We start from the raw sequence: 12,231 nt of genomic DNA, 5'->3' as shown, positions 1-12,231 counted from the left end.
CGTTAGCGAAGGTCGAAGCAAGAAAAAATGGGGTCTCAAGGGGGCAGTACCGCATGTTCAACACAATCATGCTTGTGGTTCAAATTGTTTTTGCTTTACTAGGATTGTATCAGCTGTTTCTAACGTTTTTTGGCTGGCACCGCAAGAAAGAGGATTTATCCCATCCGCCGCAGAAGTCTTTCGCGCTTCTCGTTGCGGCGCACAATGAGGAGCAAGTCGTTGGGGCTCTGATCGAGAACTTGCTGAAAATGAAATACCCGCGCGAGCTGTTCGATATTTTCGTTATTTGCGACAATTGTACAGACGGCACGGTTAACGTAGTTAAGAGTTACGACGGCGTATATGCTTGCGAGCGTACGAATCCGAATCAACGCGGCAAAGGATTTGCTGTGGAATGGATGCTGAAAGAACTGTGGAAGATGCCGAAGAGCTATGACGGCGTTGCGATCTTCGACGCTGATAATCTGGTGGCGACAGACTTCCTGCAATATATGAACAACGACTTGTGCAACGGTTCGCGTGTTATCCAAGGTTATCTGGATACAAAAAACCCGAACGATTCTTGGATCAGCTCGGCCAATGCGATCAACTACTGGTTCTRCAACCGGTTGTGGCAATTGCCGCGCACGAACCTGAAGCTGGCGAATTTTCTCGGCGGTACGGGCATGTGCTTCGATGCTAAGCTGCTGAAGGAAATGGGCTGGGGAGCGACAAGCCTCGTGGAGGATTTGGAGTTTACGGTGCGCTGCATTCAGCGCGGTATTTATCCGAAGTTCAACTTCGAAGCGAAGGTATATGACGAGAAGCCGATTACGTTCCAAGCGTCCGCCCGTCAGCGTCTTCGCTGGATGCAAGGACACTTTGACGTGACACGCAAATATATGCTGCCGCTTCTATGGCAGGGCATCAAGGAACGCAGCATGACGAAGATCGACGCTGCGCTGTATGTTTTCAACGCTTATAACTATTTGGCCGGCTTCTTCATAGCGGCGATCGTCTGGGGCGATATCTTCTTATCCGGCGGAGATAACGTGACTTCCGTGTACAACATGCTGCCGATTTGGCTGAGCATTCCGTATATGGCTTACGTATTCGTGCAAATCCCGCTGTCGATGTATTTGGCGAAGGTGGATTGGAAGCTTTACCTGCGCATTCCGACGTTCCTGCTCTTCACGTTGTCATGGTGGCCGATTACCGTGCACGCCTTCTTCACGCAAAACAACAAGACGTGGAGTCATACGGAGCATACGCGCGTAATTCGGCTTGAAGAAGTACAGAGCAAGCAGCTGTAGAAACGACAGTTGACATCGATTAACGCACTATGATATATTAACACGGTAGTATTTATGAACAACTTAATGACGCACAAGCAGAAGCACCCGCTTCTCACCTTTTGGCTCAAGCTAACTGGTTCGCGATAATCGAAATCGAATGGTCGACCCTCGTACATACGAACGGCGGCTACTATGAACGGTTATGAGATGCGGGTTCGAGCGAACCCGCATTTTTTTATTGTCTTCACCAAGCAATATACCATTTTGGAGGTGGCACGTTATTAGCAGAGAACATCAAATCAATGATGAGATTCGGGCAAGAGAAGTGCGCTTAGTCGGCGCGGAAGGCGAACAAATCGGCATCAAACCGATTCGCGAAGCGCTTCAAATGGCTATCGACCTTAGTCTTGATCTTGTGAACGTCGCTCCGACGGCAAAGCCGCCAGTATGCCGCATCATGGACTACGGCAAATTCCGTTACGAGCAGCAGAAGAAAGAGAAGGAAGCCCGTAAGAATCAGAAGATCGTTGATATCAAAGAAGTATGGTTCCGCGCCAACATCGAGGAGAACGACTACCAAACGAAATTCCGTAACGTAGTCAAATTCTTGAACGAAGGCGATAAGGTGAAAGCTTCTGTTCGATTCCGCGGCCGTGAAATCACGCATGCGGCGATTGGACAACGGATATTGGACCGCCTCTCCAAAGAGGTTGCCGAAATATGCAGCGTAGAACGTGCTCCTAAGCTTGAAGGCCGGAGCATGATTATGATTTTGGCACCAAAAACAACTAGCTAGCACTCGGATCATCATCCGTAGCAACGAAAACTTTTTAGGAGGATAACTGACATGCCAAAGATGAAAACGCACAGCAGTCTAAAGGACCGCTTCAAAATTACCGGTACAGGTAAAGTAAAACGTTACAAAGCTTACCGTAACCACTTGCTTTCGCACAAATCCGGTCGTCAAAAACGCGTTCTTGCTGGTCAGCCGCTTATGGCTGCAGGCGACGTTCGCCGTTTGCAACAAGGCCTTTCCCAATTGAAATAGTCGTATTGCTATATAAATTCATTCAACCTACAGGAGGTTTCCACAAATGGCAAGAGTCAAAGGCGGATTTGTCCGCACTCGTCGTCGCAAAAGAATTCTAAAGCTCGCAAAAGGTTATTTCGGTTCGAAACATCGTCTGTTTAAAACAGCGAAGGAGCAAGTAGGCAAATCGTTAATGTACGCTTACCGCGACCGCCGCAACAAAAAACGTGACATCCGCAGACTGTGGATCGTTCGTATTAACGCTGCTGCACGCATTAACGGCCTTTCGTACAACAAATTCATGCACGGCTTGAAACTTGCGGGCGTAGAAGTAAACCGCAAAATGCTTGCTGACATGGCTGTTAACGACTTGAACTCGTTCAACTCGCTTGCAGGCATCGCTAAAGAAAAAATTAACGCTTAGTCGTTATTTTTGATAGAAGAGGCTGTTCCTTAGATCATGAGAATGATCTTAGGGGACAGCCTTTTTGCGTATGATTAGCACATTTGTTGACTCAGTGGACAAACAAACAGACGTTGAACCTCCTCCCTGAATAAACTGAAGAACAACGGGAAAGGAGGGATTTGGCATGCAGAATGTTTCCAAGAAGGAAGTGCGGAAACTAATCGGCAAACCGATCTATGCAGTACGTCCGGATGGCTCGGTCGTTACAGGGAAGCTTGTACGCATTCATCGCAATAAGCTTATTCTTGAGCCTCTTGGCAGGGATAAGGGTAAAAAAGTGCAGACTAGCTTTTTTTTCCTCCCGCTGCTTTTGCTAGGCGTGCTTGCGGTCGGCGCCCTTTGCAGTTGCGGCTGCGGCGCTAAAGCCGGTAACTGTTACAACAAATGCGGAGGCGGCTACGGCGGCGGTTATGGCGGCGGCGGCTACGGCGGCGGTTACGGTGGAGGCTATGGCGGTGGCGGTTACGGAGGCGGCTACGGCGGCGGATATAACGGATACAGCAACGGCAATGGCTACCAAGGCGATGGCTACTATAGCGGCTTCTAAAGGAAATTAGGCGATCAAGGCGAGGTTAGCGGTTTGATAAGCTCATAACAGCGAAGATCCTGGTGATATTGGACGACGGAATAACCGAGCTTGACATAGAAATGTCCAGCTTTCTCATTAACCGAATCCACGAATAACCGGGCAGCTTTGCAATGGTGCGCTTGGCCGTAGGCCTCGCCTTGCGCCATTAAACGCTTTCCCCACCTGCGATTCTGATGATCGGGATGGGTCACGAGCATATCTACATAGAGAAACTCACCCATAATCTCGCAATGGACGAAGCCAACTGGCGGGCTGTTCTTGGATAATGAGGCGACATATGTCATTCCGCTGCGGAACCGTTTAGGCAGCTCTCGCACGATTTGTGCGTCCAATGGGCGTGCAGTATGAGAGAGCGGGAGCAGCTCGGTGCGAATAAGACGAATGAGCTCGGCATCGTCGGTTCTCGAATTACGCAATCTGATCATAACATTCATTCCTATCTGCACGGCCTCTGTGTTGCATATGTACGGCCGCTGCATGGTTTTGCCGTCGCGAGGCTACAATACTATATGTGCCGGGTCGGAGAAATGCGCCGAATACAAATGATTAAAGAACCGTTTATGGGCGCTTGCCGTTTACGCTTGACGAACCGAATATCTCGGCATATAATAAAGAAAGTCTTATCTACCACATTGGCTTACGGCTTCAGTGGTAAATATATTATCGGCAATGATGAGGACGAAGTGCTAAGGGCTCTTTTGAACAGAGAGCAGACGGATCAGCTGCAACCGTCGCCAAAATCCCTTTTCTACGAGCTCACCTCGGAGCTGTTTCCCTGAAAAGCATCAATCGATGCGCATTAGGGGAAATCGCAGGGCAAGCGTTAAAGTGCCAAAGGTATGAACGACAATGTGCACATCGTTCTTACCTATGGAGGTTATACATTGGAATATGTATAACGAATTTGGGTGGTACCACGGAAGATCAACCTTTCGTCCCTCGTTGCTTCGATTATGAAGCGTGAGGAACGGAAGGTTTTTTTGTTTATTTGAAGTATAGCTAAGCATAAGCTTCATGCCTATGCGGACATCTATATTTCACCGCGAAACGTAAGCTTTTGCCGCCAGAGGACGGCGCCAGCCGTTTACGCTTGAGAGGAGGATGACTGATGGTAACGCAAGATGCTTTACAGAAGTCTAAAGAAGAATTGATGGAAAAACTCTCGAAGCCCGAGGTCATATCGGGATCGGAAATATTGCTCCGCAGTCTGTTGCTTGAAGGTGTAGATTGCGTGTTCGGTTATCCAGGCGGCGCTGTATTGTATATCTATGACGCCATGCATGGCAACCCAGACTTCAACCACTTATTGACTCGCCATGAGCAAGGCGCGATTCATGCAGCTGACGGATATGCACGCGCAAGCGGCAAGGTCGGCGTATGTATCGCAACGTCGGGACCAGGCGCTACTAACCTAGTAACAGGTATCGCGACGGCTTACATGGACTCCGTGCCGCTCGTTGTAATTACGGGTAATGTTATCTCTTCCCTAATCGGATCGGACGCGTTCCAAGAGGCTGATATTACGGGCATTACGATGCCGATTACGAAGCATAGCTATCTGGTACGCAATGTAGAGGACTTGCCGCGTACGATTCACGAGGCGTTCCATATTGCGAACACCGGCCGTAAAGGCCCTGTGCTTATCGATATTCCGAAGGACGTATCCGCAGCGAAGACGCTGTTCAAGCCGGTAACGGAAGTAAGCATCCGCGGCTACAATCCGACGGTAAATCCGAACAAGCTGCAGCTTGATAAGCTGGTGAAGGCGATTGAAGAATCGACTCGTCCGCTCATCCTTGCCGGCGGAGGCGTTGTTTACTCCGGCGCTCACGAGGAGCTTCTCGAGTTCGTGACGAAGACGGATATTCCGATCACGACGACGCTTCTAGGTCTTGGCGGATATCCAAGCGGCAACGATCTATGGCTTGGCATGCCGGGCATGCACGGCACGTATACCGCTAATATGTCGATTCAGAACGCAGACTTGCTCATTAATATCGGCGCACGGTTCGATGACCGCGTAACGGGCAAGCTTTCCGGCTTCGCTCCGAAAGCAAAGATCGTTCATATCGATATCGATCCGGCTGAGATCGGCAAGAACGTACCGACAGATATTCCAATCGTCGGCGACGTGAAAACCGTTCTAGGCCTTGCGAACAAGATTGTGAAGCGTGCGGACAAAGCAGACGTATGGCGCGCGGACATTCAGAAGTCGAAGGCTGCACATCCGTTCCGCTACATTGATTCCGAAGACGAGCTTAAGCCGCAATGGGTCGTGGAGTTAATCCACGAAACAACGAACGGCGATGCAATCGTAACGACGGACGTCGGTCAGCATCAGATGTGGGCGGCTCAATATTATAAATTCAACAAGCCGCGTTCTTGGGTAACGTCGGGTGGTCTTGGCACGATGGGCTTCGGTTTCCCATCGGCGATCGGCGCTCAAATGGCGAACCCGGATCGTACAGTCGTATCGATTAACGGAGACGGCGGCATGCAGATGTGCGCTCAGGAACTCGCGATTTGCGCAATCAACAACATTCCTGTTAAGGTAGTTATTATTAACAACCAAGTACTCGGAATGGTACGTCAATGGCAAGAGCTTATTCACGAGAACCGCTTCAGCCATATCGATCYCGCAGGCAGCCCTGATTTCGTTAAGCTTGCCGAAGCGTATGGCGTAAAAGGTTTCCGTGCTTCGAACAAAGAGGATGCTAGAGCGGTTTGGGAAGAGGCGCTTAATCATCCTGGTCCGGCTGTCGTGGAATTCGTCGTTCGCAGAGATGAGAATGTGTATCCGATGGTCGCGCAAGGCAGCACTATCGACCAAATGATCATGGGGGATTCGGAATGAAGAAGCATACGATTGCAGTAATCGTTAACGATCAGCCMGGCGTTCTGCAGCGCGTATCCGGCTTGTTCGGACGCCGCGGCTTCAATATTGAGAGCATTACGGTTGGCACGAGCGAGGAAGTAGGCTTGTCGCGCATGGTCATCGTCACTACAGGCGATGATCATACGCTCGAGCAAATCATCAAACAGTTGTACAAGCTGATCGATGTCATCAAAGTTATCGATCTTAGCTCGAACCCAATGGTTGCCCGTGAGCTTGCGCTCATCAAGGTAGCCGCTGAGCCGTCGGTAAGACCGGAAATTCTCGGCGTTGTCGATACGTTCCGCGCAGCCGTTGTCGACATCGGCACGCACTCGTTGATCGTGCAAGTTGTCGGCGACACTGAGAAGATCGACGCGATGGTCGAGCTTCTTAAGCCATATGGCATTCGCGAGTTGTCCCGCACTGGGGTAACGGCACTTAACCGCGGCAATTCTAAGTAACAGCATTTGTTCAACGTCTAACTTGTTCAACATCCCTATTTGAACGGGAGTTTAAGGGGAGAACCGCTTCTATTCGCCATTCTCTGCTTAAACACCCGTTCAAAAGGGTTAAATTAAAGGAGGCAATTATTATCATGGCAGTTACAATGTATTATGAAAAAGACGCTGATCAAGGCGTTCTTCAAGGTAAAACAATTGCAGTAATCGGTTACGGCAGCCAAGGCCACGCGCAAGCGCAAAACCTTCGCGACAGCGGTCTGAAAGTAGTTATCGGTCTTCGTCCAGGTAAATCCGCAGACGTAGCTAAGAAAGACGGCTTCGAAGTATTGACAGTTGCAGAAGCAACTAAAATCGCTGACGTTGTTCAAATCTTGCTTCCTGACGAAACACAAGCGAAAGTATACGCGGAAGAAATCGAACCAAGCCTCAAAAAAGGCGCGGCTCTTATGTTCTCCCACGGCTTCAACATCCACTACGGCCAAATCGTGCCTAGCCAAGATACAGACGTATTCCTGGTTGCTCCTAAGTCGCCGGGCCACATGGTTCGCCGTACGTACCAAGAAGGCTTCGGCGTTCCTGGTCTGATCGCGATCCAACAAGACGCTACCGGCAATGCTAAAGCTATCGGCCTTGCATATGCTAAAGGTATCGGCTGTACTCGTGCGGGCGTTATCGAAACTTCTTTCAAAGAAGAGACAGAAACAGATTTGTTCGGCGAGCAAGCCGTACTTTGCGGCGGCGCTTCCGCGCTTGTTAAAGCTGGCTTCGAGACGCTTGTTGAAGCTGGATACGCTCCAGAGATGGCTTACTTCGAGTGCTTGCACGAGCTTAAGCTAATCGTTGACTTGATGTATGAAGGCGGACTTGCAACAATGCGCGATTCCATCTCCAACACAGCTGAGTACGGCGACTATGTAACTGGTCCTCGTATCGTTACAGAAGAAACGAAAAAAGAAATGAAACGCGTTCTTGAAGACATCCAATCCGGACGTTTCGCACGCGACTTCATCTTGGAGAACCAATCGAACCGTGCAATGCTTACAGCTACACGCCGTAACGAAGCTGCTCACCCTATCGAGCAAACAGGCAAACAGCTTCGTGAACTTATGCACTGGATCAAGAAGTAATAAACTGCGTCTATACGCAAAATGATATGATCCCGGTACGCCTTTAGCGCATGCGGCAATCGTCTGACGATCCGCGTGCGCCCCCGCGTGTACCGGGATAATTCTGTTCACGGAGGTACTAGAGCCATATGCGGAAAATTTATATTTTCGATACAACGCTTCGTGACGGGGAACAATCCCCCGGCGTCAACCTGAATACGAAGGAGAAGGTCGAGATTGCGCTGCAGCTCGAGAAGCTGGGCGTCGATCGAATCGAAGCAGGCTTCCCGGCTGCGTCGCCAGGCGACCTGGCAGCCGTCAAAGCCGTTGCGCGCGCCGTGAAGAACGCAAGCGTAATCGGATTGTCCCGCTCGCGTGAGCAGGACATCGATGCGGTGCGTGAAGCGCTTATCGGCGCACAAGATCCAAGCATTCACGTCTTCCTTGCTACAAGCCCCATCCATCGCAAGCATAAGCTTAGAATGGAGAAGGAGCAGGTGCTGGAGACAGCTGAGCGCGCCATTCGGTACGCGAAGCAATATTTCAGCAAGGTAGAATTCTCGCCTGAGGATGCAGGACGCACAGAGCTTGATTTCCTCTGCCAAGTGACGGAGATGGCAATCAAGGCTGGAGCTACGGTCGTGAACATTCCCGATACGGTCGGATACTTAAATCCGCTTGAGTATGGCAACATCTTCAAGACGCTAAAGGAGAACGTGCCGAATATCGAGACGATTCAGCTTAGCGCGCACTGCCACGACGATCTTGGCATGGCGACTGCTAATGCGCTATCGGCGATCATGAACGGCGCGGATCAAATCGAAGGCACTATCAACGGCATTGGCGAGCGCGCGGGCAACACGGCGCTTGAAGAAGTCGCGATGGCGCTAGCGACGCGTCCGGATTACTTCGGCGCTCAGACGACGCTGAACTTGAAGGAAATCGCGAAGACGAGCCGATTAGTCAGTAAGCTTACAGGCATGGTCATTCCGGGCAATAAGGCGATTGTCGGTGCGAATGCGTTCGCGCATGAATCCGGCATTCACCAGGACGGCATGCTGAAGGAGAAGACAACGTACGAGATTATTTCGCCGGATACGATCGGCTTGAAGGAATCGAAGCTTGTCCTCGGCAAGCACTCCGGACGTCATGCGTTCCGCGAGAAGCTGATCGACCTCGGATACGAACTCGAAGACGAATCCGTTAACGCGGCGTTCGCTAAGTTCAAGGACTTGGCTGACCGCAAGAAGAACGTGACGGATGAAGACATTCGCGCGATGCTCGAAGAGAAGCTCGTCGATACGCCGGAAGTGTTCACGCTTGAGACGATCCAAGTGAACTACACGAACCAATCGACGCCTAGCGCTTCGGTTCGCATTCGCAAGGCGGAAGGTGAAGCGGTCGAAGAAGCGGCAGTCGGCAACGGCTCCGTGGATGCGATCTATAACGCGATTGATAAAGTAACAGGCGAGACAGTCGAGCTGGAGGACTACTCCATTAAGTCTGTATCGCAAGGCAAAGACGCGCTTGGCGAGGTTCATGTCGTGCTCAAGCAGGATGAAGTGACTGCTCAAGGCCGCGGCCTAAGCACCGACATTCTAGAAGCAAGCGCTCGCGCTTACATCGATGCGGTGAACCGCTTGATCGACAAGCGCAAGTCGCCGAGTCGCCGCGATAAGATGAGCCTGATCTAGGACAACTGAGCAAGCAGGCGGGATGACCGCTGAACAAGAGGACAGCAGTCAAGGGGGATTACCTTTGGCGGCTGTCCTCTTTCTCGAAATATAAGAATTTATAAGTTTTCTGCTTATAACCTGGCTTATATTTCTCCGGAATGAAACGTGCCACGCAGCCAAAGGACGGCGTTAGCCGTTTCACCTTGATAATTGGGCTTATAGCTGCAAACTATAAACTAAATAGATTTTATATCTTTGTAATCAAGGCAGTTTTATGGTACAAATGATAATAGACTGAGAATGAGATAATAGAGGAGTGTACAATCAATCATGGCAGAAGTGAAAAAGATCGCAGTCATTGCCGGCGACGGTATTGGACCTGAAGTTGTAGGCGAGGCGCTTAAAGTACTTAAGAAATCAGAAGAACTGTTCGGTTACCAATTCGAGACGGAGAACGGCTTGTTCGGCGGTATCGCAATCGACGAGAAAGGTACGCCGCTTCCGCAGGAAACGCTTGACCTGTGCAAAGGCGCGGACGCGGTATTGCTCGGCGCTGTTGGCGGTCCGAAATGGGACAACAACTCGAAGGAGCTTCGTCCTGAGACAGGTCTGCTCGGCATTCGCAAAGCGCTTGGCCTATTCTCCAATATTCGTCCAGCAACGGTATTCGACTGCTTGAAAGAAGCTTCCACGCTGAAGCCGGAAGTTCTTGAAGGTACGGACCTGATCGTTGTGCGTGAACTGACAGGCGGCATCTACTTCGGCGAGAAGTTCCGCCGCGAAGGCGCGAACGGCGAAGAAGCTGTCGATACTTGCGTATATAATGTACAAGAAGTTGAGCGCATCGTGCGCCAAGCGTTCGACATCGCTATGACTCGCAGCAAACGTCTTGCATCCGTTGACAAAGCGAACGTTCTTGAGACATCCCGCCTGTGGCGCGAAGTCGTTAACCGGATCGCTCCTGAATATCCAGAAGTTGAGCTTGAGCATGTACTCGTTGACAACTGCGCTATGCAATTGCTTCGCCGTCCATCGAGCTTCGATGTTATCGTAACGGAAAATATGTTCGGCGATATTCTTAGCGACGAAGCGGCAATGCTGACGGGTTCGATCGGCATGCTGTCGTCTGCTTCCCTGGGCGAAGGCAGCTTCGGTTTGTACGAGCCGGTACACGGCTCTGCGCCTGACATTGCGGGACAAGGCATCTCCAATCCAATCGCTACGATTCTGTCTGTTGCGCTTATGTTCAGACTGACGTTCGGCTATCACGAGGCTGCGGCATCGATCGAGAACGCGGTGAAGGAAGTATTGGATGCTGGCCACCGTACTGGTGATATCGCAGTTGATAAGAGCACTGCAATCGGCACAACAGCTATGGGCGATCTGATCGTAGCTGCGATGAAAAAATAATTTACAGTTTAAAATAATTATCAAAAAGAATTAATTATAATATTGACTTCATTACATTCTAGTGATAGTATGTAACAAGTAAGTTGCGCAAATAAATCGGCACAAATAATAATCTATGGATAGGTCAAGGAGGTTTTTCGATTATGGCAGAACGTTTGGTAGGTCGCCCGGCTCCAGATTTCACAATGGAAACGGCAACTGGTAACGGACAAGATTTTGGTACGGCGTCGCTTTCGGATTACAAAGGTAAATGGTTGGTATTGTTCTTCTACCCGCTCGATTTCACTTTCGTATGCCCGACTGAAATTACCGCTTTGAGCTTGGCTGCAGAACAATTCAACAACTTGAACACTGAAATTCTTGGTGTCAGCGTAGATAGCAAGCACAGCCACCGCGCGTGGATCAACACGCCGGTTAACGATAACGGTCTTGGTCAACTGAGCTTCCCGCTCGCTGCTGACATTACGAAGAACGTTGCACGTGACTACGGCGTATTGATCGAAGAAGAAGGAATCGCGCTTCGCGGTTTGTTCATCATCGATCCAGAAGGCGAAGTAAAATACCAAGTTGTTAACCACAACGACGTAGGCCGCAGCGTTGAAGAAACGCTTCGCGTATTGCAAGCTTTGCAATCCGGCGGACTTTGCCCAATCAACTGGAAACCAGGCCAGTCTCACCTGGTAGCGAAATAATAATCGATTTCGTTMATATGGAACCCGTACCTTCTGGTACGGGTTTTGTTATTGTCAGAGCGGGATATTTAAGTACCATAAACGAGATGTCATTTATTTCAAGCAGGAATTTCAGAGATTATTAGCGAATAATGTAGGGTATAATGAGCAGCCAGCGTGAATTGTAATGATGCAACGTCTAAGGAGGGGTATCGCTATGAGTTTTTGCTGTGGAGCGAGTATGATTGGAACGAAGGGTACGCTGAAGCATTATCGAACACAAATTCACAATGTGCCAATTACGTTTTGTCCAGTATGCCATCGCGTCGATATTCACTATTTGGCACAGGACGAGTATGACATTTTGGCTGAGTATGCTCATGGCGACGATGCCGCCGAGGTGGACTTTCAAGAATATGTGGAGCAGGACGGCAAGCTGCTGTTCGAGAACTGCGTTAATAACGAGAACGAGGATCCAATGGATGTTGTGCATAGTCAGATCGATATGGCGCTTGATCTGCTCAGCTTCGCTAAGCAGATTGAGGATACAGAGTGGGAGCTACAGCTTAAGAAGCGGCTTATGATGCTTAATAGCCGCCGCAACAAATTGCGTCAGAGGCGCACCTCGGTGTAGCTGCGATGAGTATAAAGCGACTGCCTCCTGCGGGAGGCT

Annotated in this window: 13 protein-coding genes and 1 other annotated feature; of the genes, 12 read left to right on the top strand and 1 reads right to left on the bottom strand. The window is 50.1% G+C overall.

Features of this window, described 5'->3' with window-relative positions; genetic code table 11:
• Positions 1–53: 53 nt before the first annotated feature.
• From AB4Z33_RS00585 to AB4Z33_RS00565, 5 genes are all read left to right on the top strand, one after another.
• Entirely contained in the window at positions 54–1,292 is a 1,239-nt protein-coding gene (locus tag AB4Z33_RS00585; RefSeq protein ID WP_442048015.1) for a glycosyltransferase family 2 protein, read from the top strand.
• A 69-nt stretch (positions 1,293–1,361) separates the two neighbouring features.
• Positions 1,362–1,517 (top strand) — a sequence feature (ribosomal protein L20 leader region).
• Positions 1,477–2,070 (top strand): translation initiation factor IF-3, encoded by a 594-nt coding sequence (gene infC, locus AB4Z33_RS00580; protein ID WP_442048014.1) that lies wholly within the window; start codon positions 1,477–1,479, stop codon positions 2,068–2,070. It overlaps the preceding feature by 41 nt.
• Positions 2,071–2,121: 51 nt before the next feature.
• On the top strand, positions 2,122–2,322 hold the full coding sequence (gene rpmI / locus AB4Z33_RS00575; RefSeq protein WP_087570780.1) for a 50S ribosomal protein L35: 201 nt from the start codon (positions 2,122–2,124) through the stop codon (positions 2,320–2,322).
• Positions 2,323–2,368: 46 nt separating this feature from the next.
• A complete protein-coding gene (rplT, locus tag AB4Z33_RS00570) occupies positions 2,369–2,728 on the top strand; it encodes a 50S ribosomal protein L20 (RefSeq protein WP_337099804.1) in 360 nt (119 codons plus the stop codon).
• A 166-nt stretch (positions 2,729–2,894) separates the two neighbouring features.
• Positions 2,895–3,317 carry a hypothetical protein gene (locus AB4Z33_RS00565; RefSeq protein ID WP_442048013.1) on the top strand — a complete coding sequence of 141 codons (423 nt, stop codon included), beginning with the start codon at positions 2,895–2,897 and terminating at the stop codon, positions 3,315–3,317.
• Between the two features lie 14 nt (positions 3,318–3,331).
• On the opposite strand, the gene AB4Z33_RS00560 is transcribed toward AB4Z33_RS00565, so the two are convergent.
• Positions 3,332–3,793: a GNAT family N-acetyltransferase gene (locus AB4Z33_RS00560; RefSeq protein ID WP_442048012.1), complete on the bottom strand. Its 462-nt coding sequence runs from the start codon at positions 3,791–3,793 to the stop codon at positions 3,332–3,334.
• Positions 3,794–4,467: 674 nt separating this feature from the next.
• Here AB4Z33_RS00560 and ilvB point away from each other — a divergent pair.
• The 7 genes from ilvB (at position 4,468) to AB4Z33_RS00525 (ending at position 12,192) form a co-directional block, all read left to right on the top strand.
• On the top strand, positions 4,468–6,213 hold the full coding sequence (gene ilvB / locus AB4Z33_RS00555) for a biosynthetic-type acetolactate synthase large subunit (RefSeq protein WP_442048011.1): 1,746 nt from the start codon (positions 4,468–4,470) through the stop codon (positions 6,211–6,213).
• Positions 6,210–6,695 (top strand): acetolactate synthase small subunit, encoded by a 486-nt coding sequence (gene ilvN, locus AB4Z33_RS00550; RefSeq protein ID WP_337099800.1) that lies wholly within the window; start codon positions 6,210–6,212, stop codon positions 6,693–6,695. The genes ilvB and ilvN overlap by 4 nt, the downstream gene beginning before the upstream one ends.
• Positions 6,696–6,829: 134 nt before the next feature.
• Entirely contained in the window at positions 6,830–7,822 is a 993-nt protein-coding gene (gene ilvC / locus AB4Z33_RS00545) for a ketol-acid reductoisomerase (RefSeq protein WP_442048010.1), read from the top strand.
• Between the two features lie 128 nt (positions 7,823–7,950).
• On the top strand, positions 7,951–9,495 hold the full coding sequence (locus tag AB4Z33_RS00540; RefSeq protein WP_442048009.1) for a 2-isopropylmalate synthase: 1,545 nt from the start codon (positions 7,951–7,953) through the stop codon (positions 9,493–9,495).
• Between the two features lie 312 nt (positions 9,496–9,807).
• A complete protein-coding gene (gene leuB, locus AB4Z33_RS00535) occupies positions 9,808–10,887 on the top strand; it encodes a 3-isopropylmalate dehydrogenase (protein WP_442048008.1) in 1,080 nt (359 codons plus the stop codon).
• A 143-nt stretch (positions 10,888–11,030) separates the two neighbouring features.
• Positions 11,031–11,579 carry a peroxiredoxin gene (locus tag AB4Z33_RS00530; protein WP_337099793.1) on the top strand — a complete coding sequence of 183 codons (549 nt, stop codon included), beginning with the start codon at positions 11,031–11,033 and terminating at the stop codon, positions 11,577–11,579.
• A gap of 196 nt (positions 11,580–11,775) precedes the next feature.
• Positions 11,776–12,192, top strand: coding sequence for a hypothetical protein (locus tag AB4Z33_RS00525; RefSeq protein WP_442048007.1), 417 nt, complete (start codon positions 11,776–11,778; stop codon positions 12,190–12,192).
• Positions 12,193–12,231: the final 39 nt, after the last annotated feature.

It is taken from the genome of Paenibacillus sp. 2TAB19 (genome assembly GCF_052115185.1).
In the GTDB taxonomy this organism is placed as follows: Bacteria; Bacillota; Bacilli; order Paenibacillales; family Paenibacillaceae; genus Pristimantibacillus.
The sequence above is the reverse complement of the archived record's forward strand: the minus strand, read 5'-3'. Positions and strand labels throughout refer to the sequence as shown.

Bases quoted from the DNA above. Each gene is read 5' to 3' on its own strand.
- AB4Z33_RS00530 (WP_337099793.1), top strand. From the start codon at position 11,031: ATGGCAGAACGTTTGGTAGGTCGCCCGGCTCCAGATTTCACAATGGAA.
- AB4Z33_RS00565 (WP_442048013.1), top strand. From the start codon at position 2,895: ATGCAGAATGTTTCCAAGAAGGAAGTGCGGAAACTAATCGGCAAACCG.
- AB4Z33_RS00525 (WP_442048007.1), top strand. From the start codon at position 11,776: ATGAGTTTTTGCTGTGGAGCGAGTATGATTGGAACGAAGGGTACGCTG.
- leuB (WP_442048008.1), top strand. From the start codon at position 9,808: ATGGCAGAAGTGAAAAAGATCGCAGTCATTGCCGGCGACGGTATTGGA.
- AB4Z33_RS00540 (WP_442048009.1), top strand. From the start codon at position 7,951: ATGCGGAAAATTTATATTTTCGATACAACGCTTCGTGACGGGGAACAA.
- rplT (WP_337099804.1), top strand. From the start codon at position 2,369: ATGGCAAGAGTCAAAGGCGGATTTGTCCGCACTCGTCGTCGCAAAAGA.
- AB4Z33_RS00560 (WP_442048012.1), bottom strand. From the start codon at position 3,793: ATGAATGTTATGATCAGATTGCGTAATTCGAGAACCGACGATGCCGAG.
- infC (WP_442048014.1), top strand. From the start codon at position 1,477: ATGAGATGCGGGTTCGAGCGAACCCGCATTTTTTTATTGTCTTCACCA.
- rpmI (WP_087570780.1), top strand. From the start codon at position 2,122: ATGCCAAAGATGAAAACGCACAGCAGTCTAAAGGACCGCTTCAAAATT.
- ilvC (WP_442048010.1), top strand. From the start codon at position 6,830: ATGGCAGTTACAATGTATTATGAAAAAGACGCTGATCAAGGCGTTCTT.